The organism is Bradyrhizobium sp. FW305-F6 (genome assembly GCF_058782905.1).
Map to the genome: position 1 here is coordinate 1,738,801 of NZ_JBYSYD010000001.1, position 20,037 is coordinate 1,758,837.

Annotated in this window: 17 protein-coding genes; 11 read left to right on the forward strand and 6 right to left on the reverse strand. The window is 65.5% G+C overall.

What is annotated here, in order from left to right; all coding sequences use genetic code 11:
* Positions 1–9: 9 nt before the first annotated feature.
* The 10 genes from AC3WLX_RS08460 (at position 10) to AC3WLX_RS08505 (ending at position 11,160) form a co-directional block, all read left to right on the forward strand.
* Positions 10–981: an ABC transporter permease gene (locus AC3WLX_RS08460; RefSeq protein ID WP_291626440.1), complete on the forward strand. Its 972-nt coding sequence runs from the start codon at positions 10–12 to the stop codon at positions 979–981.
* A gap of 28 nt (positions 982–1,009) precedes the next feature.
* Positions 1,010–1,996 carry an ABC transporter ATP-binding protein gene (locus tag AC3WLX_RS08465; protein WP_492335480.1) on the forward strand — a complete coding sequence of 329 codons (987 nt, stop codon included), beginning with the start codon at positions 1,010–1,012 and terminating at the stop codon, positions 1,994–1,996.
* Positions 1,993–2,982: an ABC transporter ATP-binding protein gene (locus AC3WLX_RS08470; protein ID WP_492335481.1), complete on the forward strand. Its 990-nt coding sequence runs from the start codon at positions 1,993–1,995 to the stop codon at positions 2,980–2,982. Before AC3WLX_RS08465 ends, AC3WLX_RS08470 begins: the two co-directional genes overlap by 4 nt.
* Before the next feature lie 86 nt (positions 2,983–3,068).
* Positions 3,069–4,871 (forward strand): gamma-glutamyltransferase family protein, encoded by a 1,803-nt coding sequence (locus AC3WLX_RS08475; RefSeq protein WP_492335482.1) that lies wholly within the window; start codon positions 3,069–3,071, stop codon positions 4,869–4,871.
* Between the two features lie 9 nt (positions 4,872–4,880).
* The gene (locus AC3WLX_RS08480) at positions 4,881–5,591 is read left to right on the forward strand and encodes a DUF1028 domain-containing protein (RefSeq protein ID WP_492335483.1); all 711 of its coding nucleotides are present in this window, start codon (positions 4,881–4,883) and stop codon (positions 5,589–5,591) included.
* Positions 5,588–6,577 carry an ABC transporter ATP-binding protein gene (locus tag AC3WLX_RS08485; RefSeq protein WP_492335484.1) on the forward strand — a complete coding sequence of 330 codons (990 nt, stop codon included), beginning with the start codon at positions 5,588–5,590 and terminating at the stop codon, positions 6,575–6,577. The genes AC3WLX_RS08480 and AC3WLX_RS08485 overlap by 4 nt, the downstream gene beginning before the upstream one ends.
* The gene (locus tag AC3WLX_RS08490; protein ID WP_492335485.1) at positions 6,577–7,677 is read left to right on the forward strand and encodes an ABC transporter ATP-binding protein; all 1,101 of its coding nucleotides are present in this window, start codon (positions 6,577–6,579) and stop codon (positions 7,675–7,677) included. Before AC3WLX_RS08485 ends, AC3WLX_RS08490 begins: the two co-directional genes overlap by 1 nt.
* Before the next feature lie 23 nt (positions 7,678–7,700).
* A complete protein-coding gene (locus AC3WLX_RS08495) occupies positions 7,701–9,224 on the forward strand; it encodes an ABC transporter substrate-binding protein (RefSeq protein ID WP_492335486.1) in 1,524 nt (507 codons plus the stop codon).
* 103 nt (positions 9,225–9,327) lie between these two features.
* Positions 9,328–10,269 (forward strand): ABC transporter permease, encoded by a 942-nt coding sequence (locus AC3WLX_RS08500; protein WP_492335936.1) that lies wholly within the window; start codon positions 9,328–9,330, stop codon positions 10,267–10,269.
* A 3-nt stretch (positions 10,270–10,272) separates the two neighbouring features.
* The gene (locus AC3WLX_RS08505; RefSeq protein WP_291624244.1) at positions 10,273–11,160 is read left to right on the forward strand and encodes an ABC transporter permease; all 888 of its coding nucleotides are present in this window, start codon (positions 10,273–10,275) and stop codon (positions 11,158–11,160) included.
* A gap of 169 nt (positions 11,161–11,329) precedes the next feature.
* Here the strand turns inward: AC3WLX_RS08505 and cnbZ are convergent, their stop codons facing one another.
* From cnbZ to AC3WLX_RS08535, 6 genes are all read right to left on the reverse strand, one after another.
* Positions 11,330–12,076, reverse strand: a complete 747-nt coding sequence (gene cnbZ / locus AC3WLX_RS08510) for a 2-amino-5-chloromuconate deaminase CnbZ (RefSeq protein WP_492335487.1) — start codon at positions 12,074–12,076, stop codon at positions 11,330–11,332.
* Between the two features lie 223 nt (positions 12,077–12,299).
* The gene (locus tag AC3WLX_RS08515) at positions 12,300–15,395 is read right to left on the reverse strand and encodes a MexW/MexI family multidrug efflux RND transporter permease subunit (protein ID WP_492335937.1); all 3,096 of its coding nucleotides are present in this window, start codon (positions 15,393–15,395) and stop codon (positions 12,300–12,302) included.
* Positions 15,396–15,463: 68 nt separating this feature from the next.
* The gene (locus AC3WLX_RS08520) at positions 15,464–16,654 is read right to left on the reverse strand and encodes an efflux RND transporter periplasmic adaptor subunit (protein WP_492335488.1); all 1,191 of its coding nucleotides are present in this window, start codon (positions 16,652–16,654) and stop codon (positions 15,464–15,466) included.
* A 1-nt stretch (position 16,655) separates the two neighbouring features.
* The gene (locus AC3WLX_RS08525) at positions 16,656–17,342 is read right to left on the reverse strand and encodes a TetR/AcrR family transcriptional regulator (RefSeq protein ID WP_492335938.1); all 687 of its coding nucleotides are present in this window, start codon (positions 17,340–17,342) and stop codon (positions 16,656–16,658) included.
* A gap of 143 nt (positions 17,343–17,485) precedes the next feature.
* Positions 17,486–18,076 carry a thiamine pyrophosphate-dependent enzyme gene (locus tag AC3WLX_RS08530; protein WP_492335489.1) on the reverse strand — a complete coding sequence of 197 codons (591 nt, stop codon included), beginning with the start codon at positions 18,074–18,076 and terminating at the stop codon, positions 17,486–17,488.
* Positions 18,073–18,615 (reverse strand): phosphonopyruvate decarboxylase, encoded by a 543-nt coding sequence (locus tag AC3WLX_RS08535; protein WP_492335490.1) that lies wholly within the window; start codon positions 18,613–18,615, stop codon positions 18,073–18,075. The genes AC3WLX_RS08530 and AC3WLX_RS08535 overlap by 4 nt, the downstream gene beginning before the upstream one ends.
* A gap of 105 nt (positions 18,616–18,720) precedes the next feature.
* Between AC3WLX_RS08535 and AC3WLX_RS08540 the strand changes: the two genes are divergently transcribed.
* Positions 18,721–19,941: a cytochrome P450 gene (locus tag AC3WLX_RS08540; protein WP_492335491.1), complete on the forward strand. Its 1,221-nt coding sequence runs from the start codon at positions 18,721–18,723 to the stop codon at positions 19,939–19,941.
* Positions 19,942–20,037 lie beyond the last annotated feature (96 nt).

Here is a 20,037-nt window from a genome sequence, read left to right on the forward strand (position 1 = left end):
ACAACCCGCATGTCCGACGCAGTCGTCTCCGATTCCGACAAGCAGAGTGCAAAGCCGGCTCATGCCGCCCACGGCTGGTTCGGCCGCGCGCTCGATAGCGACCTGTTCTATTCGTTCCGGCGCTCGAAGCTGACCATGGTGGCCGCGGCCATCACGGTCTTGTTCTTCCTGCTCGCGATCTTCGCGTCCGTGCTCGCGGTGCAAAACCCGTTCGATCCGGCACAATTGCAGTTGATGAATTCGCGGATCTCGCCGCTCTGGACCGCGGACGGCCAGAGCCCCTTCCTGCTCGGCACCGACGAACAGGGTCGTGACGTGTTCTCCGCCATCCTCTACGGCATGCGCATCTCGCTCGCGGTCGGTCTCGCCGGGGTGATCTTCGCCGGAGCTCTCGGCATCGCTCTCGGCCTGATCGCAGGCTATTTCGGAGGCGCAATCGACGGCGTCATCATGCGCATCGCCGACGTGCAGCTCACCTTTCCCGCGATCCTGATTGCGCTCTTGGTCAACGGCATCGCGAAATCGATCCTCGGCAACCGGCTGGACGCCACCAGCATGCTGGTCGTGCTGGTAATCTCCATCGGCCTGAGCTTCTGGGTGGGGTATGCCCGGACGGTGCGCAGTTCCGTGATGGTGGAAAAGAACAAGGACTACGTCGCCGCCGCGCAGCTGATCGGCCTTCCGGCGCCGAAGATCATGCTGCGGCACGTGCTGCCGAACACGATGGGCCCGATCCTGGTGATCGCCACGATCAACCTCGCGCTCGCCATCATCACCGAGGCGACACTGTCATTCCTCGGTGTCGGCCTGCCTGACACCATGCCCTCGCTCGGCACGCTGATCCGCATCGGCAACAACTATCTGTTCGCCGGCGAATGGTGGATCGTTGCCTTCCCGGGGCTCGCGCTCGCGGCGCTGATCTTGTCGATCAATCTGCTCGGCGACTGGCTGCGCGACGCGCTCAATCCGAAGCTTCGATGAGCAAGACTTCGATGAGAGCGCCTCGCTCATGACCGAACCCATCCTCTCCGTACGCGATCTTCACGTGGAGTTCGCCTCCCGCCGCGGCACACTGCGCGCCATCGACGGCGTCTCCTTCGACATCGCCAAGGGCGAAGTGCTGGGCGTGGTCGGCGAATCCGGAGCCGGCAAGTCCGTCACCGGCCTCGCCGTGATCGGCTTGATCGACCCGCCCGGCCGCATCGCCGGCGGCGAGATCCGTCTCGCCGGCCTGCGCATCGACAATCTGCCGCCGGAGGAGATGCGCCGCATCAGGGGCAAGCGGATCGGCATGATCTTCCAGGATCCGCTCACCTCGCTCAATCCGCTCTACCGGGTCGGCGACCAGATCGTGGAGACGATCCGCACCCACCTCAATCTGTCCGAGACCGCCGCCCGCCGCCGTGCCATCGATCTGCTCGCCGAGGTCGGCATTCCCGCGCCGGAAAAGCGCATCGACGGCTATCCGCACGAATTCTCCGGCGGCATGCGCCAGCGCGTCGTGATCGCGCTCGCAATCTGCGCCGAGCCCGAGCTGATCATCGCGGACGAACCGACCACGGCGCTCGACGTCTCCGTGCAGGCGCAGATTATCTCGCTGATCAAGCGGCTCGGCCGCGACCACGGCACCGCGGTGATGCTGGTGACGCACGACATGGGCGTGATCGCGGAGACCTCCGACCGCGTCGCGGTGATGTATGCCGGCCGCGTCGCCGAGATCGGCCCGGTGCAGGACGTCGTGAGGACCCCGCTGCATCCCTACGCCAAGGGGCTGATGGGCGCGATCCCGACGCTGGCCGGGGAGGATAAGCGCCTGGTGCAGATCCCGGGCTCGATGCCGCGTCTGTCGGCGATCCCGCCGGGCTGTTCGTTCAACCCACGTTGCGCCTTCGCCTTCGATCGATGCCGGGTCGAGCGGCCGGAGCCGCAGCCGCGCGGCGCGCAATCGGTCGCCTGCCATCTTTACGACGATGTGCCTGCGGAGAGCGCGGCATGAGCGCTCCCTTCGTTCAGGCCACGAACCTGCGCCGCGTCTTCGACGTCTCGAAACCTTGGCTCAACCGCGTGCTCGAAGGCGGACATCTCGAATATCTCAAGGCGGTCGATCACGTTACCTTCAGCATCAGGAAGGGCGAGACGTTTGCGCTGGTCGGCGAGTCCGGCTCCGGCAAGACCACGGTCGCACGCATGGTCGTCGGCCTGCTGCCGCCGAGCGCCGGCGACGTCCTCATCGACGGCGTCTCGATGACCGACCCGCGGCAGGCGCCGGCGCGGCGAAAGCTGCGTCGCCGCATCCAGATGATCTTTCAGGATCCCTATGCAAGCCTGAACCCGCGCTTCCGCGTCGATGCCATCATCTCCGAGCCGATCCGCGCCTTCGGCCTGATCCAGGGCGAGCGCGACATTCAGGCCCGGGTCGGCGAGCTGCTCGGCCTGGTCGGCCTGCACCCTGACGACCGGCTGAAATATCCCCACGAATTCTCCGGCGGCCAACGCCAGCGCATCGCGATCGCGCGCGCGCTCGCATCAGACGCCGAATTCATCGTCTGCGACGAGCCGACCTCGGCGCTCGACGTCTCGGTGCAGGCGCAGATCCTCAACCTGATGCGCGACCTTCAGGACAAGTTCGGCCTGACCTACATGTTCATCAGCCACAACCTCGCCGTGGTGCGCCACATGGCGAGCCGCGTCGGCGTGATGTATCTCGGCCGCATCGTCGAGATCGCCGAAGGGCGCGAGCTGTTCGCCAATCCGCGCATGCCCTACACCAAGATGCTGCTCGGCGCCGTGCCCGATCTTGCCATGAGCGGCCGCCAGCGCATTCCGGTGAAGGGCGAGATCCCGAGCCCGATCAACCCGCCCCCCGGCTGCGCCTTCAACCCGCGCTGCCCGCTGGCGTTCGATCTCTGCCGCAAGGAAGCCCCGGACCTGATCGACGGCGTCGCCTGCCACGCCGTCAACACCGCGCCGGTCCCGGCGTGACGCGCGCGTGCCATGCGGCCTGCGCATTGGCGGCGCGGCATCGGCTGTGATCAATTGCGCGCGTCGGAAATAAGGTGGTGAAGTTCATGGGCAGCAATATCAATCCCGATCCGTTCACGACGAGGCCTGAGATCGAGGGCACGTTCGGGGTCGTCGCCACCACCCACTGGATTGCGACCGCCGTCGGCATGGGCATTTTGGAGAAGGGCGGCAATGCCTTCGACGCCGGCGTCGCCACCGCCTTCACGCTCCAGGTGGTCGAGCCGCATCTGAACGGCCCCGGCGGCGACGTGCCCATCATCGTCCATGACGTAAAGCGCGGCCGCACCGAGGTGATCTGCGGCCAGGGCCCCGCCCCCGCGCGGGCCACCATCGCGCACTACAGGAGCGAAGGCCTCGACATGGTGCCGGGCACCGGCCTGCTCGCCGCCTGTGTCCCCGGCACCTTCGAATCCTGGATGATGCTGCTGCGCGACTACGGCACGATGCGCGTGCGCGACGTCCTGGAGCCGGCGATCTCCTACGCCCGCGACGGCTATCCGCTGGTCGAACGCGCCTGCGCCACGATCCAGACCGTCGAGCAGTTGTTCCGTCAGCATTGGCCGACCTCGGCTGCGGTATACCTGCCGAACGGCGAGGTTCCGAAACCCGGCACGCTATTCACCAACACAACGCTCGCCGCGACTTACGCCCGCATTCTCGGGGAGGCTGAGAGCGGCGGCGGCCGCGATGCCGAAATCGAGCGCGCGCGCAAAGCCTGGTCGCAAGGCTTCGTCGCAGAGGCCATCGACAAGTTCTGCCGGACCCAGGAGGTGATGGACGTCAGCGGCTCGCCGCATCGCGGCGTGCTCTCCGCCGACGACATGGCGCGCTGGCAGCCGACGATCGAGGCGCCGCTCACCTATGATTATGGCCGTTACACCGTCTGCAAGGCCGGCGTCTGGAGTCAGGGTCCGGTGACGCTGCAGCAGCTCGCGCTGCTGAAGGGCTTCGCGCTCGACGGGCTCGACCCGACCGGGCCGGAATTCATCCATCTCCAGATCGAATGCGCCAAGCTCGCCTTCGCCGACCGTGAAAAATTCTACGGCGATCCCAACTTCACCGAGATCCCGATCGCGACACTGTTGTCGGATGCCTACAACGACGAGCGCCGCAAGCTCGTCACCGACAAGGCTTCGCTCGACTTCATCCCCGGCACGGTCGAAGGCTTCGGCGGCGTGGTCAAGCTGCGCCGCGCCGAGGGCCAGCGCGAGGCCGTCGGCGCGCTCGGCGCCGGCGAGCCGACCGTCGGGCGCTTCGGCGAAGTGCGCGGCGACACCGTGCATTTCGACATCATCGACAAGGCGGGCAACATGGTGTCCTCGACGCCGTCGGGCGGCTGGCTGCAATCTTCGCCGATCATTCCCGAGCTCGGCTTTTGTCTGGGCAGCCGCGCCCAGATGTTCTGGCTGGAGGAAGGCCACCCGGCCGCGCTCGCGCCGGGCAAGCGGCCACGCACCACGCTGTCGCCGACCATGGCGCTGCGCGACGGCGAGCCATATCTCGCCTGGGGCTCGCCCGGCGGCGACCAGCAGGACCAGTGGATCACGCAGTTCTTCCTGCGGCACGTTCACTGCAATCTCAATCTTCAGGAGGCGATCGACGCGCCGGCCTGGCACTCCGAGCATTTCCCGATCTCGTTCTGGCCGCGCACCGCGCGCCCCGGCGTGCTCGTGGTCGAGAACCGCGTGCCGAAGGCGACGATCGAAAACCTGCGCGAGCGCGGGCATATCGTCGAGGTCGGCCCCGACTGGTCCGAAGGCCGCCTCACCGCGGCCTCGCGGGTCGGTCCGCGCCGGCGCGCCGCCGCCAATCCGCGCGGCATGCAAGGCTACGCGGCAGGACGCTGAAGGCTGCACATGACCTGGTCGATCATCGCGCGCGATCCTGCCACCGGCCAGTTCGGCATCGCAGTGGCGACCCGCTTCTTCGCAGTCGGTGCGCGCGTGCCCTACATCGCCGCCGGCCTGGGCGCCATCGCGACGCAGGCCTTCGTCAACCCCTATTACGGCATCGACGGCGTCAAGCTGCTGCGCGAAGGTTTGAACGCACACGATTTGCTCGCAACCCTGCTCGCGACCGACGCAGGCCGCGAGAGCCGCCAGGTCCACATCATGGATGCCAGCGGCGAGATCGCCGCGCATACAGGGCGCGACTGTGTCGATTGGTGCGGTCACATCGCGGGCAGCGGCTTCTCGATCGCGGGCAACATGCTCGCGTGCGCCGACGTGCTCGACGAGACTGCAAAAACCTACATCGCCAATGACAGCCTCCCCTTCCCGCGCCGTCTGCTCGCGGCGATGCGTGCCGGCGAAGCCGCCGGCGGCGACAAGCGCGGCAAACAGTCGGCCGCGCTCGCGATCCACGGCGAGGAGGAATGGCCGGCACTCGACATTCGCGCCGACGATCACCCCGATCCGATCGCTGAACTCGAACGGCTCGAGCGCGTCAGCCACGAGCTCTGGGTGCATTTCCGCGCGTCCATGCCGACGCGACAGAACCCGGCCGGCAACACCGATCGCAGCGTCATCGACGCCAGCATCGCTGCGGCGAGCGCGAGACGATCATGAGCGCCAGCCCCCTCATCGAGATCACGGACCTGCGCATCCGCTTTCATGGCGACGACGGCCGCATCACCCACGCGGTCGACAGCGTCGATCTCAGCGTCGCCAATGGCGCCACGCTCGGTCTCGTCGGCGAATCCGGCTGCGGCAAGAGCGTGACGTCGCTGGCGATCATGGGCCTCTTGCCGAAGCAGAGCGCGGAGATATCAGGCGCGATCCGCTTCGACGGTTTCGACCTGTTGAAGACCCCGGACCAGACCCTGCGCGACCTCCGTGGCAACCGGCTGGCGATGATCTTCCAGGAACCGATGACCTCGCTCAACCCGAGTTTCACGATCGGCGACCAGATCATCGAAACGATCCTGCGCCATCGCGGCGGCTCGCGGAAGAGTGCGCGGAACCGCGCAATCGAGCTGCTGCGCCGCGTCCATATCCCATCGCCCGAACGGCGCATCGACGACTATCCGCACAAGCTCTCGGGCGGCATGCGCCAGCGCGTCATGATCGCGATGGCGCTGGCCTGCGACCCGCGCCTCCTCATCGCCGACGAGCCGACGACGGCGCTCGACGTCACCCTGCAGGCCCAGATCCTGGAGCTGATGCGCGAGCTGAAGGCCGCCAGCGGCGCCGCGATCATCCTGATCACCCACGATCTCGGCGTCGTCGCCGAGGTCTGCGACGAGGTCGCGGTGATGTATGCCGGCGAGATCGTCGAGCGCGCGCCGGCGGACGAATTGTTCTCCGCGCCGCAGCATCCGTACACTGTCGGCCTGCTCGGCTCGATCCCGCGGCTCGATCATCGCGCCGAACAGCTCGCGACGATCGAAGGCATGGTCCCGAACATGGCCCAGCCGCCCGCCGGTTGCCGCTTCGCCGCGCGCTGCCCGTTCGTGCTGGACGCCTGCACCAGCGCGCCACCGCCGCTGATCGAAGTCGGCGCCGGCCATCTCTCGCGCTGCATCCGCGCGCCACTCGAATTGCTGGTGCCGTGATGGCGCTCCTCGAGGTCGAAGGCCTGGTCAAGCATTTCGTCGCCGAGCGCTCGCTGTTCGGCGGGGCGCTGGCGCACGTCAAGGCGGTCGATGGCGTTTCGTTCTCGCTCGACGCCGGCAAGACGCTGGCGCTCGTCGGCGAATCCGGATGTGGCAAGTCCACCGTCAGCCGTTTGGTGCTGCGGCTGATCGAGCCGGATGCGGGCGCGGTCCGCTTCGACGGCCGCGACCTGCTTTCGCTCGACGCCGGCGGCTTGCGCGCCTTCCGCCGCCAGGCGCAGATCATCTTCCAGGACCCCTACGCCTCGCTCAACCCACGCATGACGGTCGGCCAGATCCTGACCGAGCCGCTCGCCCTCCACGATCTCGTGCCGCCGGCCCAGCGGCGCGAGCGGGTCGCGGAAATCCTGCGGCTGGTCGGGCTGGAGCCACGGCTCGAGCGGCGCTATCCGCACGAATTCTCCGGCGGCCAGCGCCAGCGCATCGCCATTGCCCGCGCGCTCGCCGTCGAACCAAAGCTGATCATCTGCGACGAGCCGGTCTCGGCGCTCGACGTCTCGATCCGCTCGCAGATCCTCAACCTGCTGCGAGAGCTGCAGGACCGGCTTGGCTTGGCCTATATTTTCGTCTCGCATGACCTCGCCGTAGTCAAGCACATCGCCGACCATGTCGCGGTGATGAATCTTGGCCAGATCGTCGAGACGGCTGAGGCCGACGCCCTGTTCGCGGCGCCGAGCCATCCCTACAGCCGGGCGCTGCTGTCCGCGATCCCCGTGCCTAAACCGCGGGCAAAGCGCAGCCGCATTGTGCTGCAGGGTGAGATCCCGAGCGCGCTGAATCCGCCACCGGGTTGCCGCTTCCACACCCGTTGCCCCTACGTAGTCGAGCGCTGCCGCAGCGAAATGCCTCGGCTGGTCGCGGATGGCATTGGACATGCAACGGCCTGCCATCGAACGTCGGAACTGCCGTCCTCAGCGGCGATCGTCCCGTCCGACGGCGGCTTTTCGCCGGTCCTTGAAAAATTGGTTGCCGCCTTCAGCGGCGGCCCGGAAGCAGTCCGCGCGCGCGGGGTTGGTCCATTGGGGACCGCCCCCGCATAGCCGCAAAACAGAGGTTGATAGCGATGAGTTTCATGCGAGTGGCAATCCTGGCGTCGACCCTGCTGACGTCGCTCGTGGGCGCAGCCCAAAGCGAAGTCCAGGCTCAGACCACGCTGCGCATCGGCATCGCCGAGGACCCCGATATCCTCGATCCCAGCATCGGCCGCACCTATGTCGGCCGCATCGTCTTCTCCGCCTTCTGTGACAAGCTGTTCGACATCGACGAGAAGCTCAACATCGTGCCACAGCTGGCACTGTCCCACGAGACCTCGGCCGACGGCAAGGAGATGACGATCAAGCTCCGGCCGGGCGTCAAATTCCACGACGGCGAGCCGCTGGATGCGGAAGCCGCGAAGTTCTCGATCGAGCGTCACATGACGCTGCCGACCTCGTTCCGCAAGTCCGAGCTCGCCAGCGTCGACCACGTCGAGGTGGTCGATCCTCTCACCATCAAGCTGGTGCTGAAGACGCCCTACTCGCCACTGATCGCCCAGCTCACCGACCGCTCCGGCATGATGGTCTCGCCGAAGGCGGCGAAGGAGGCCGGCGACAAGTTCGGCCTGCATCCGGTCTGCGCCGGCCCCTACAAATTCGTCGAGCGCGTCCAGCAGGACCGCATGGTGTTCGAGAAGTTCGCCGACTACTGGAACAAGGACAACATCCATATCGACCGCGTCGTGTTCCTGCCGATCGTGGATGCCACCGTGCGCCTCGCGAACCTCAAGTCGGGTGGCCTCGACCTGATCGAGCGCGTGCTCGCCACCGACATCAAGGACGTGCGGGCCGATTCCCGGCTCGTGCTGTCGACGGCTCCGGAGCTCGGCTATCTCGGCCTGACCGTGAATGTCGGCAACGACAAGACCAAGGGGCCGCTGAGCCAGTCGGCCAAGGTGCGTCAGGCGCTTGACCTGTCGATCGACCGCGAGGCTCTCAACCAGGTCGTCTTCAACGGCGAGTTCACGCCCGGCAATCAGTGGGTCAGCCCGAAGCACCCCTATTACCAGAAGGCCTTCCCGGTCCGCGGCCGTGACATCGCCAAGGCCAAGGCACTGTTGAAGGAGGCCGGCGTCACCGCGCCCGTGACCGTCGACTACATGATCCCGAAGGGCGCGGAGAACGAGGCCGTCGCCCAGGTCGTCCAATCGATGGCGGCGGAAGCCGGCTTCGACATCAAGATCCGCGCGGTCGAATTCGCGACGACCTTCAAGCAGGCCCAGGCCGGCGAGTTCCAGGTCTTCCAGATCAACTGGAGCGGCCGCATCGATCCCGACGGCAATTCCTACATCTTCATGCGCAGCAAGGCGCCGCAGAACGACGGAGGCTATTCCAATCCCGAGGCCGACAAGCTGATGGAAGAGGGGCGAGCGACAGCGAACATCGACGAGCGCAAGGCGATCTACGCCAAGCTGACCAAGATCCTGCTCGACGACCTGCCGATCATCTACGTCTATCACCGTACGCTTCTGATCGCGCACACCAAGAAGCTCGAGGGTTACCGGCAGATGCCCGATGGCCTCGTGCGCGTGGTCGGGCTGAAGTTCAAGTGACAGACCTGATGACGACCATGGCGTGTCCCGGACGCGGGGTAGCGCATGAGAGCTGCTCCGCACAGCCCGCATGTTGCGCAGCGCCCGGGGCACACGCCGCACCATGCTGAACTTCCTCGCCCGCCGGATCGCGCAGATCGTACCGACGCTGTTCTTCGTGTCGGTTCTGATCTTCTCGCTGCAGCAATTGCTGCCGGGTGACCCCGCGCTGGTGATGGCCGGCGAGGAGCGCGATCCCGCGGTGATCGAGCAGATCCGCCAGCAGTACAAGCTCGACCAGCCGATCCCCGTGCAATATGCCTATTGGCTCAAAGGCGTCCTCTCGGGGAATTTTGGCGAGTCGCTGCGCAACAAGATGCCGGTGCGCGAGCTGATCGCACAGAAACTGCCCGTGACGCTGCAGCTCGGCTCGATGGCGATCCTGATCGCGTTCTGCATCGGCATTCCCGCCGGCATCGTCTCCGCGGTGAAGAAGGGCACGGCCTGGGACTATGGCGCCAATCTGTTCGCGCTGTGGGGCATCTCGACGCCGAATTTCTGGCTCGGAATCCTCCTGATCTTCCTGTTCTCGATCAAGCTCGGCTGGCTGCCGGCCTCGGGCTACGTGCCGCTGACCGAGGACTGGCGCGCCAGTCTCGCCGCCACCATCATGCCGGCCTTCGTGCTCGGCAACGCAATTTCCGCGATCCTGATGCGACACACCCGCAGCGCCATGCTCCAGGTGCTGGAGAGCGACTATGTCCGCACCGCTCGCGCGAAGGGTCTTTCCGAGCGCTCCGTCATCCTCAAGCACGCCATGCGCAATGCGCTGACGCCGATCATCACGCTCGGCGCGCTCGAGCTCGGGACACTGCTGTCGGGCGCGGTGCTGACCGAGCAGATCTTTTCCATTCCCGGCTTCGGCAAGCTCATCGTCGATGCCGTGTTCAATCGCGACTACGCGGTGGTGCAAGGCGTGGTGCTGGTGACGGCCACCGTCTACATCACCCTGAACCTCGTTGCCGACGTCGCCTATGTGCTCGTGAATCCGCGACTGAGGGGCTAGGCGATGACCGATGCAGCCCTGCCAGCCAGTCCCGCCACGCAGGCCTACGAACTCGACAGCCCGGCACGCCGGGCGCGCCGGCGCCTGTTCAAGCGCAAGGCCGCCGTGTTCGGGCTCGTCGTGATCACAGTATTCATCCTGCTTGCCGCGCTTGCGCCGCTGGTCGTACCCTACGATCCGATCGCGACGAGCTGGAGCCTGGTGCGTAAGCCGCCGACCGTGGCGCACTGGTTCGGCACCGACGACCTAGGCCGCGACATCCTCAGCCGCGTCGTCTACGGTGCGCGCGCCTCCCTTCTCGCGGGCCTGATCTCAGTTGCGATCGCGCTCGGTATCGGCGTGCCGCTCGGTCTCCTTGCCGGCTATCGCGGCGGTTTCACCGACGCGCTGATCAGCCGGATCACCGATGCGATGCTGGCCTGCCCGTTCCTGATCCTGGCAATTGCGCTCGCGGCATTCCTTGGGCCGAGCCTCGGCAACGCCATGATCGCGATCGGCATCTCGGCGACACCGATCTTCATCCGCCTGACCCGCGGCCAAGTGCTCGTCGTCAAGGCCGAGGACTATGTCGAGGCCGCGCGCGCCCTCGGCAATCCGCCGTGGCGGATCGCGTTCTCGCACATTTTGCCGAACATCCTGCCGGCGCTGCTAGTGCAGGCGACGCTCTCGATCGCTGCGGCCATCATCGCCGAGGCCGCACTCTCCTTCCTCGGTCTCGGCCAGCAGCCGCCGGCGCCGTCCTGGGGCAGCATGCTCAACGCGGCACAGCGCTTCCTCACCCAGGCGCCCTGGATGGCAATCTGGCCGGGCCTTGCGATTTTCCTCGTCGTGCTGTCGCTGAACCTGCTCGGCGACGGCCTGCGCGACGCGCTCGACCCAAGGCAGCGCTGAGGCGACGCAAAGGAATAGCGGCGAGGCTTGTTCACCTCTCCCGGAGGGAGAGGTCGAATTGCGAAGCAATTCGGGTGAGGGGACCAGCTCTGTCGAGGGAAGAACCCCTCACCCGGCGCTACGCGCCGACCTCTCCCCTTGGGAGAGGTGAAAATCCACCGTCAACTGCTCAAACCACCACTTCCCGCAGCACACGGCGGCAATCCATCTCGTATTCGAGATCGACCACCGGCGGCCGGGCGAAATGCCAGGTCAGACCGGACCGCAATGCGCCACGACGGACCAGTTCGTCGACCAGCGCGTGGTGGAAGTCGTGCACCGAGTAAGCCTGCACGCCAGTGGTGTCCTTCCAGCCGAAGCCGAAGGCCGCCATCCGCTTTTCCATCTGCGACGTCGTCGTGAAACGCACCTTCTCCCGCAGTCCCTCCGGGCTGAGGTCGCGGTAGCGCACCGTGCGCTCGACATAGGTGCCGCTGCCCTCGCGTGCCTCCGCACCGCCGGCGATGACGAAGCTGGGCGCGTTCGATCGGGTCGGGCGTGTGAAGGAGAACGCGTAGAATGACGGCTCGGACGGCGGATCGATCTCCGGACAGACGTTGCTGCGCGCGACCGGATTGGTGGAGCCATCGAAGATGCCCCATTCCGACAGCGTCTTCACATAGTGCAGGTTGAAAGCGCGAAAGCCTTCCTCGCTGAAGGCCGCCGGCGAGCGCAACTCGCAGGCGCAGAATGCCGTCAGCGGGCGGCCCGCCTCCTTGATGAACTTTGCGGCCAGCGCAAACCCTTCCGCGAGCGGCACCAGGCGGTCGAAGCGGACGCGCTCGATCTCGTAGCCCTCATCCGCGGCCGCGCCCGCCGAATATTGGAACACGGACGGAATGAAGCGATAGTTTCCGGCAGCAAAGTCACGCGTCATGTTGACCCCCATTCGAGTGGCACGCGAATGCCCGGCGCCGTTGAGCCGGCGCTTCAGGTGCCAGTCAGGGAACCGTCGGCGCAAATCCTGACCAGCACGGCAAAACCTAGCAAGAAGACCGGGCCTTGTCTCTCGCAAGCGCGGGACGGGCCTCACCCGAGAACAACAAAAAGGGCGGCAGCGGATGACCGCTGCCGCCCTTGGGGCTGGTCTCGCTTCGGCCTCAGGTCGGCCGCAGCACCTTCGCGTCGAGATCGAGGTCGTTGATCTGCTTGTTCCGCTCCGAATCGGCGGCCGCGCGATGGTCGGTCGCCAGCACCACATAGACCGCCGGCAGCACGAACAGCGTGAACAGTGTGCCGATCGACATGCCGGCGACGACCACGAGACCGATCGAGAAGCGGCTGGCCGCGCCTGCCCCGGTCGCGGTCAGGAGCGGGATCAGGCCGGTCACCATCGCGGCCGTGGTCATCAGGATCGGCCGCAGGCGGATGCGGGCCGACATCTCGATGGCCGAGCGGCGGTCGAGCCGCTCGTTGACCTGGAGCTCGTTGGCGAACTCCACCATCAAGATGCCGTGCTTGGTGATCAAGCCGACCAGCGTGAGCAGACCGACCTGGGTGTAAATGTTCATCGTCGCCATGCCGAAGAACAGCGGGATCAGCGCGCCCACGATCGCCATCGGCACCGAGATCATGATGACCAGCGGGTCGCGCAGGCTCTCGAACTGCGCGGCCAGCACCAGGAAAATGATGATCAGCGCGAAGCCGAAGGTGATCGCGAGCTGGTTGCCTTCCTGCACGTATTGACGGCTGTCCGCCAGATAGTCGTGGCTGAAGCCTTGCGGCAGCTTCTTGGCCTCGCCTTCAAGGAAGTCCACCGCAGCGCCGACGGTGACGCCCGGCATCGGCACGGCCGAGAACGTCGCCGAGTTGAGCTGGTTGAAGTGAGTCAGCGAATTCGGGTCGGTTTTCGTTCTGATGGAGACCACGGTCGACAGCGGAAGCTGCTGGCCGGTATTGGTGGTCACGTAGAAGCCGGCAATCGAGTCAGGCGACAGCCGCTTGGCGCGAGGCACCTGTGGAATGACCTGGTACGAACGGCCCTCGAGATTGAAGCGATTGATGTAGTTACCGCCAAGCAGCACCGCGAGCGTGGCGCCGAGGTTCTGCATGTTGACGCCGAGGTCCTGCGCCTTGGTGCGGTCGATCGTCACCTCCACGTTCGGCTGGTTGTAGGCGAGGTCGCTGTCGGAGACGATGAACATGCCGCTCTTTCGCGCGGCGTCCTTCAGCTTCTCCATCTCCTCATAGACCGTCTGGAAGCCGGCGGTGGAGTTGATCACCATCTGGATCGGCAGACCGCCCGGGCCGCCCGGCAGCGGCGGCAGGTTGAATGCGAAAGCCTGCACGCCCTCGATCTTGGAGAGCTCGGCCTGCACCAGCGGCTTCAGCTGGATCGCCGAGCGCTTGCGCTCGTCCCACGGCTTGAGCAGCATGCCGGCGATGCCGCCCTGCGGGCCGTTGATGCCGTTCAGCACGAAGCGCAGATCGGTCTCGGGGAATTTCGCGAACTCCTTGTCGAGCTTCTCGCCATAGAAATCGAGATAATCGATGTTGGCGTATTTCGGAGCCTTGGTCACCGCGAACACGATGCCCTGGTCTTCCTCGGGCGCCAGCTCCTTGGAGGTGTGCATATAGAGGAAGGCGACGAGACCCAGGATCGTGATCGCGAACAGGCCGGTGATGGCCTTGTAGTCGAGCGAGCGATCGAGCCTGCGCCCGTACCAGCGCGTCATCGCGCCGAACACCCGGTTCACGAGCTTGGCGAAGCGGCCTTCTTCGGTGTTCTTCAGCAGCACCGAGCACATCATCGGCGACAGCGTGAGTGCGATCACGCCCGACACGATCACAGAGCCCGCAAGCGTGAAGGCGAATTCGCGAAACAGCGAACCGGTGAGACCGCCGAGGAATCCGATCGGCGCGTACACCGCAGCGAGCGTGATGGTCATCGAGATGACCGGGCCGACGATTTCGCGCGCTCCTTGCAGCGAGGCCTGGACCGGCGTCTTGCCCTCCTCCAGATGGCGATGGATGTTCTCCACCACCACGATGGCGTCGTCGACCACGAGGCCGATCGCCAGCACCATCGCGAGCAACGTCAGGAGGTTGAAGCTGAAGCCCAGCGCCAGCATCATGGTGCAGACGCCGATCATCGACAGCGGAATGGTGACGACGGGAATGATGACCGACCGCAGTGAGGCCAGGAACAGGAAGATGACCACGATCACGATGATCACGGCTTCGCCCAATGTATTCCGCACCTCGTCGATCGAAGACTGGATGAACTTGGTCGAGTCGTAGGCCACCTTCATCTTCATCGACGGCGGAAGGCTGCGCTCGAGTTCGGGGAATAGCGCGCGCACGCCCTTGACCAGCGTCAACGGGTTGCCTTGCGGCGTGGCGTTCACACCGATGAAGATCGCGCGCTCACCGTTGAAGGCGACGCTGGCGTCCGTGCTCTGAGCCGCAAGCTCGACGGTGGCGATATCCTCCATCCGCACGAAGCCGCCGTCCCTGGCCCTGACGATCATCTTCTTGAACTGGTCGACGTTGGTCAGGCCGGTATTGGTCGAGACGTTCGAGACGATCAGATAGCCTTTGGTCTGGCCCGCCGCCGATTGGAAGTTATTGGCCTGGATGGCCGCAGCGACGTCCGCCGGCGAGACATTGCGGCCCGCCATCTTCACGGGATCGAGCCACAGCCGCATCGCAAAGGTCTGGCCGCCCAGGATGTCGGCCGAGGCGACGCCGTCGACCGTCGACAGCACCGGTTGCACCACGCGCGTCAGATAGTCGGAGATCGCCGAGCCGGACAGCTCCTCGGACGAGAAGCCGAGATACATCACGGCCGTGGTCTGGCCTGTGGTCTTGGTGACGATCGGGTCGTTGGATTCCCTCGGGATCAGGTACTTCACCGAGTTGGTCTTCGCCAGCACCTCGGTGAGGGCCTGGTTCGGATCGAAATTCAGCTTGATGTAGACCTGGATCGTCGAGGTGCCGAGCACGGAGGACGAGGTGATGTAGTCGACACCCTCGGCGGAAGCGACCGCCTGCTCGATCGGCGTGGTGATGAAGCCCTGGATCAGGTCCGCGGACGCGCCGGGATAGACGGTCGTGATGTTGATGACCGTGTTCGACAGCTTCGGATATTGCCGGATCGGCAGCACCATCGCCGCACGCAGGCCGATCAGCAGGATCAGCAGGCTGACGACGACTGCCAGGACCGGTCGTTTGATGAAAATGTCGGTAAAGGCCATCGCGGCGATCTCGATTCTATGTCTCAACAGACGTGATCCGGCCGGGCCGGATCACGCGCGTGCATGTGTCAGTAGCGCGGCGGCTGCGCCGGAATCGGCGGCATCGGATCGGTCGAAATCGACACCGGCGCGCCCGATTGCAGCTTGAGCTGGCCGAGCGCGACGACCTTGTCGCCCGCCTTCAGGCCCTTGACGATTTCGACGCGACCCTCGACCCGGCTGCCGGTCTGCACGAAGGTACGCACCGCCGACAGGCTGGTCTTGCCGTCCTCTTCCTTCTTCTCGGCAATCACGAACACGGAGTCGCCGTACAGCGTGTAGTCGACCGCCGTTTCCGGAACGGTGATCACGGCGGGCTTCTCGGGCAGCACCACGGTCGTGGTGACAAACATGCCGGGCTTCAGGATCTTCTCCGGATTGGCGATCGTCGCCTGCACGCGGATGTTGCGGGTATCGGTCGAGATCTGCGGCTCGATCGTGGTGATCTTGCCTTCGAAGGTGCGGCCCGGATAGGCGTCGACCCTGAGCCGGACGACCTGGCCGACCTTGAGGCTGCCGGAATCCTTTTCGGTCACGGTGAAGTTGGCCCACAGCTCGGACAGATCGGTCAGCGACACGATCGCGGTGCCGGCCGTCAGATACTGGCCGACCTCGACCTTGCGCATGCCGAGATCGCCGGAGAACGGCGCGCGCACCAGCTTCTGCGAGATCAACGCCTCCGTCTTGGCGATGCCGGCGAGCGCCTGGTCGTAGGCGGCCTGCGCAGTATCGACGGTCGCCTGCGGACCGAACTGGCGCGCGGCCAGTTGCTTGGCGCGGTCGAGCGACAGCTGCGCGACGGTCGCCTGCGCCTTGTAGTTGGCGAGGTCGCCTTGATCCGGCGCGTCGAACAGCTGCACCAGCGGCGTGCCGGCCTCGACCCGCGTACCCGGCTCGAACTTGATCTCGGTGACGCGGCCGTTGACGTCGGCGGAAACGTCGACCTGATGCACCGCGACGAGGCTGCCGACCGCGGTGAGCAGGTTCGGCACCACCTCGGACTTCGCCTCGGCCGCGTTGACCAGGGTCGGCGGCGGCTTGTTGTTGGCGAAGAACTGCTTGATCATCTGGCCGCGGAAGTAATTGAACCAGACGAGGCCGCCGACGAGCAGCGCCAAAAGCGTGCCGACGATGATGAACCAGCGCACCGGCTTGACCGGGCGCTTGGGAGCCTTGTCGATCGGTTCGCCCGATATCTTGTGTTCAGCTACGACGTTCATGTCATGCACTTTCTGCAATCGCCGTCTGGTTCGCATCCGCGGCGAGATCGCGGCCCAGATGCGAAGCAATTGCGGCGTCGTTAAGTCCGATACCCCTCAGGAGAAACTCACAGAGCTGCCGCTCCAGGTCTTTCGCCTCGCCGTAGGCGAGACAAGGCGTGGCCGGCAGCCTGGTCAGCGCCACCGTCATCACGGCGTGATGGGCGAACCAGAACAGGTTGAGCGGATCGCCGGCGCAGGGCCGCGCGTCTCCGGCGGCAATCGCGCGCTCGAACGAGGCGACGAACACAGCCCCGATCAGCGTATCGATTTTGGCATAAAGCACACGGGCGAATTCGCCATCGTCCAAATGGCTCGTGGCCATCAGTCGGAGGCGCTGCGCCTCTTCCTGATCGGGACCGTCGGCGATCTGGAGGAAGTGTTCGACCATGCCACGGATCAATTCGACGAGAGTGGCGGTCGACGGCTCCCGCTCCAGTAGCTCCATGAACGCCGGGTCCGCCTCGCATTCGTCGCTGAGGATCTCGGCGTAGAGCGCCGCCTTGGACGGGAAATGCTTGAATAGCAGCGCTTCGGAAATAGCGGCGGCGGCCGCCACGCTCTTGGTCGTGGTGCCGGTATAGCCGTGCCGGGCAAAGCAACGCTTTGCGGCGCCGAGGATCAATTGACGCCTCAGGTCGCTCGTCATACGCAATGAGCTCATTTCGGTGAGTAAGCACTCACCCACGCAGAAGTCAAGCGCACTGCTGCACCGCAACCTGAATGCGCTGCAAACTCACGGGAAATTCAGCCGACAGGCGCTGGGCTGATGCCACTCCAGAGGAGCGCCTGCTAGATCGGTTTGAAACCGAGGTCGCCGCGGATCCGGTTGACGATGTGGGTTCCATCGCGGGTCGGCAGGATGCGCTCGACGCTGGCGCTGTCGATCTTCACATTGGCAAAGCGCGGGCCTGCCGAGACATCCTGGACGGCTTGGGCGAAAGCCTCAACCTCGGCCAGGGTCGTCACGGCACGGCTGTCCGCAATGCCGCAAGCCTTCGCGATACCGACGAGATCTGCGGCGGCCGAGGTGTGGCTGGTCTGGCCGCCGGTTTCGCCATAGGCCTCGTTGTCGAGCACTGCGATCGAGAGGTTGGACGGCTTCTGCAGGGCGATGGTGGCAAGGCTGCCCAGCCCCATCAGCATCTCGCCGTCGCCCGTGATGACCAGCACCGGCAGCTTCGGCTGCGCCAGCGCGAGCCCGAGCCCGATCATCGCAGCGCCGCCCATGCCGCCCCACAGATAGAAATTGCGGGCGTGGTCGCCGGCCGCGCAGATGTCGTTGGTGGACGCACCCAGGCCGCCGATCGCGACGACGTCCTTGCGGTCGGCGAGCAGCGTGGACACCACCTGCCGGCGGTCGAGGAGATTGGCTTTGCTCATTTGGTGAAAACCTTGGCGCCGATCAGGCGCTGCGACAACAGGACGGCGGTGGGGGTGAGCGCGTTGTAGGCCTGAGCCGCCGCCGCTTCGAGCACGGCGGGCACCTCGGCTGCATTGGAGGCGCGCAGCACCTGGACACCCGACAATTCGAACACGCCTTGCGTGGTCGAGCCCATCGGCACCTGCCACGGATTGAACTCGCCCCACTCGCCGCGCATGGTCACCAGCGTGAGGAACGGAAAGCGCAGGATCGGAATCAGCGACAGCATGTTGATGCAATTGCCGACGCCGCTCGACTGCATCAGCAGCACGCCGCGCTGTCCCCCGGCCCAGGCGCCGGCGAGCAGCGCCACGCCTTCCTCCTCCGTCGTCAACGGAATGCCGCGCATCGTCGAGGAGTCCAGCACACGCTGGATCAGCCTGGAGTGCCCGGCGTCGGGGACATACGGCACCTGCCGGACGTCGAAGCGCTGCAAGGTCGCGAAGATATCATCGGGCCAACTCGGCGTCGTGTCGGCAGCGTCAGTGCGTGCGTGCATTTTCCCGTCCGGTCGGCTAGCAAGATGCGAAGACTGTAGACGCATGCATGCGCCGACCAGAACAACAAAAACGGCATATCGGCATTAACCGGCGAGTATAACGGGATGAACGCAGATGCGAAGGCGCTGGCCACCAGCTTCGATCTCGAGAAGCTGACGCCGGAATTCTACGACGACCCCTACCCGACCTATCGTGCACTGCGGGAGAACGAGCCGGTCAAGCGCCTGCGCAATGGCACCGTGTTCCTGACCCGGTACGATGACCTCGTCACGGCCTACAAGAACACGAAATCCTTCAGCTCGGACAAGAAGCGCGAGTTCGCGCCGAAATACGGCGACACGCCGCTCTACGAGCATCACACCACCAGCCTCGTCTTCAACGATCCGCCGTCGCACACCCGCGTGCGCCGCCTGATCATGGGCGCGCTGTCGCCGCGGGCGATCGCAGGCATGGAGGGCGATCTCGTCAAGTTGGTCGACGGCCTGCTCGATGCCATCGCGGCAAAAGGCCATTGCGAGCTGATCGAGGATTTCGCGGCCTCCATCCCGATCGAGGTGATCGGCAATCTGCTCGACGTGCCCCATGACGAGCGCGGGCCGCTGCGCGACTGGTCGCTGGCGATCCTCGGCGCGCTCGAACCGGTGGTCTCGCCCGACGCGGCCGCGCGCGGCAACAAGGCGGTGCAAGACTTCTTGGCCTATCTCGAAACGCTGGTCGCTCGCCGGCGCGCCAAGCCCGGCAACCCTGATCGTGACGTGCTGACGCGGCTGATCCAGGGAGAGGAGAACGGCGAGCGGCTGACCGAGAAGGAGCTGCTGCACAATTGCATCTTCCTGCTCAATGCCGGCCACGAGACCACGACCAATTTGATCGGCAACGGCCTCGTGGCGCTCGACCGCCATCCCGACCAGAAACGGCGCCTGATCGACAATCCTGACATGATCAAGACCGCCGTCGAGGAGATGCTGCGCTACGAAAGCTCGAACCAGCTCGGCAACCGCATGACCACCGAGAAGGTGGAGTTCGGCGGCGTCATGCTCGAGGCCGGCACCTCGGTGACGCTGTGCATCGGCGCGGCCAACCGCGACCCCGCGCAGTTTCCTAATCCGGAAACCTTCGACATCGCGCGCACCCCGAACCGGCACCTCGCCTTCGCCACCGGCGCGCATCAATGCGCCGGCATGGCGCTGGCGCGGCTGGAAGGCGCGATCGCGATCTCCCGCTTTCTGGCGCGCTTCCCGAACTATGCCGTGAGCGGGTCGCCCATCCGGGGCGGACGGGTCCGGTTCCGCGGCTTTCTGAGTGTGCCCTGCTCGATCGGGTGAGGGGCTTGAAAACGAAACTGCAAAAACAACCCCATGCACAGTAGACTGGCATCAGAGGCGGGTGTCGGCGGCGTCGACCAACGAGCTGATATGTCG

Excerpts from the sequence above, each read along its gene's own strand:
- AC3WLX_RS08530 (WP_492335489.1), bottom strand. The coding sequence starts at position 18,076 with ATGAGCAAAGCCAATCTCCTCGACCGCCGGCAGGTGGTGTCCACGCTG.
- cnbZ (WP_492335487.1), bottom strand. The coding sequence starts at position 12,076 with ATGACGCGTGACTTTGCTGCCGGAAACTATCGCTTCATTCCGTCCGTG.
- AC3WLX_RS08505 (WP_291624244.1), top strand. The coding sequence starts at position 10,273 with ATGACCGATGCAGCCCTGCCAGCCAGTCCCGCCACGCAGGCCTACGAA.
- AC3WLX_RS08460 (WP_291626440.1), top strand. The coding sequence starts at position 10 with ATGTCCGACGCAGTCGTCTCCGATTCCGACAAGCAGAGTGCAAAGCCG.
- AC3WLX_RS08490 (WP_492335485.1), top strand. The coding sequence starts at position 6,577 with ATGGCGCTCCTCGAGGTCGAAGGCCTGGTCAAGCATTTCGTCGCCGAG.
- AC3WLX_RS08500 (WP_492335936.1), top strand. The coding sequence starts at position 9,328 with ATGCTGAACTTCCTCGCCCGCCGGATCGCGCAGATCGTACCGACGCTG.
- AC3WLX_RS08525 (WP_492335938.1), bottom strand. The coding sequence starts at position 17,342 with ATGACGAGCGACCTGAGGCGTCAATTGATCCTCGGCGCCGCAAAGCGT.
- AC3WLX_RS08495 (WP_492335486.1), top strand. The coding sequence starts at position 7,701 with ATGAGTTTCATGCGAGTGGCAATCCTGGCGTCGACCCTGCTGACGTCG.
- AC3WLX_RS08515 (WP_492335937.1), bottom strand. The coding sequence starts at position 15,395 with ATGGCCTTTACCGACATTTTCATCAAACGACCGGTCCTGGCAGTCGTC.
- AC3WLX_RS08535 (WP_492335490.1), bottom strand. The coding sequence starts at position 18,615 with ATGCACGCACGCACTGACGCTGCCGACACGACGCCGAGTTGGCCCGAT.
- AC3WLX_RS08475 (WP_492335482.1), top strand. The coding sequence starts at position 3,069 with ATGGGCAGCAATATCAATCCCGATCCGTTCACGACGAGGCCTGAGATC.
- AC3WLX_RS08540 (WP_492335491.1), top strand. The coding sequence starts at position 18,721 with ATGAACGCAGATGCGAAGGCGCTGGCCACCAGCTTCGATCTCGAGAAG.
- AC3WLX_RS08480 (WP_492335483.1), top strand. The coding sequence starts at position 4,881 with ATGACCTGGTCGATCATCGCGCGCGATCCTGCCACCGGCCAGTTCGGC.
- AC3WLX_RS08520 (WP_492335488.1), bottom strand. The coding sequence starts at position 16,654 with ATGAACGTCGTAGCTGAACACAAGATATCGGGCGAACCGATCGACAAG.
- AC3WLX_RS08485 (WP_492335484.1), top strand. The coding sequence starts at position 5,588 with ATGAGCGCCAGCCCCCTCATCGAGATCACGGACCTGCGCATCCGCTTT.
- AC3WLX_RS08465 (WP_492335480.1), top strand. The coding sequence starts at position 1,010 with ATGACCGAACCCATCCTCTCCGTACGCGATCTTCACGTGGAGTTCGCC.
- AC3WLX_RS08470 (WP_492335481.1), top strand. The coding sequence starts at position 1,993 with ATGAGCGCTCCCTTCGTTCAGGCCACGAACCTGCGCCGCGTCTTCGAC.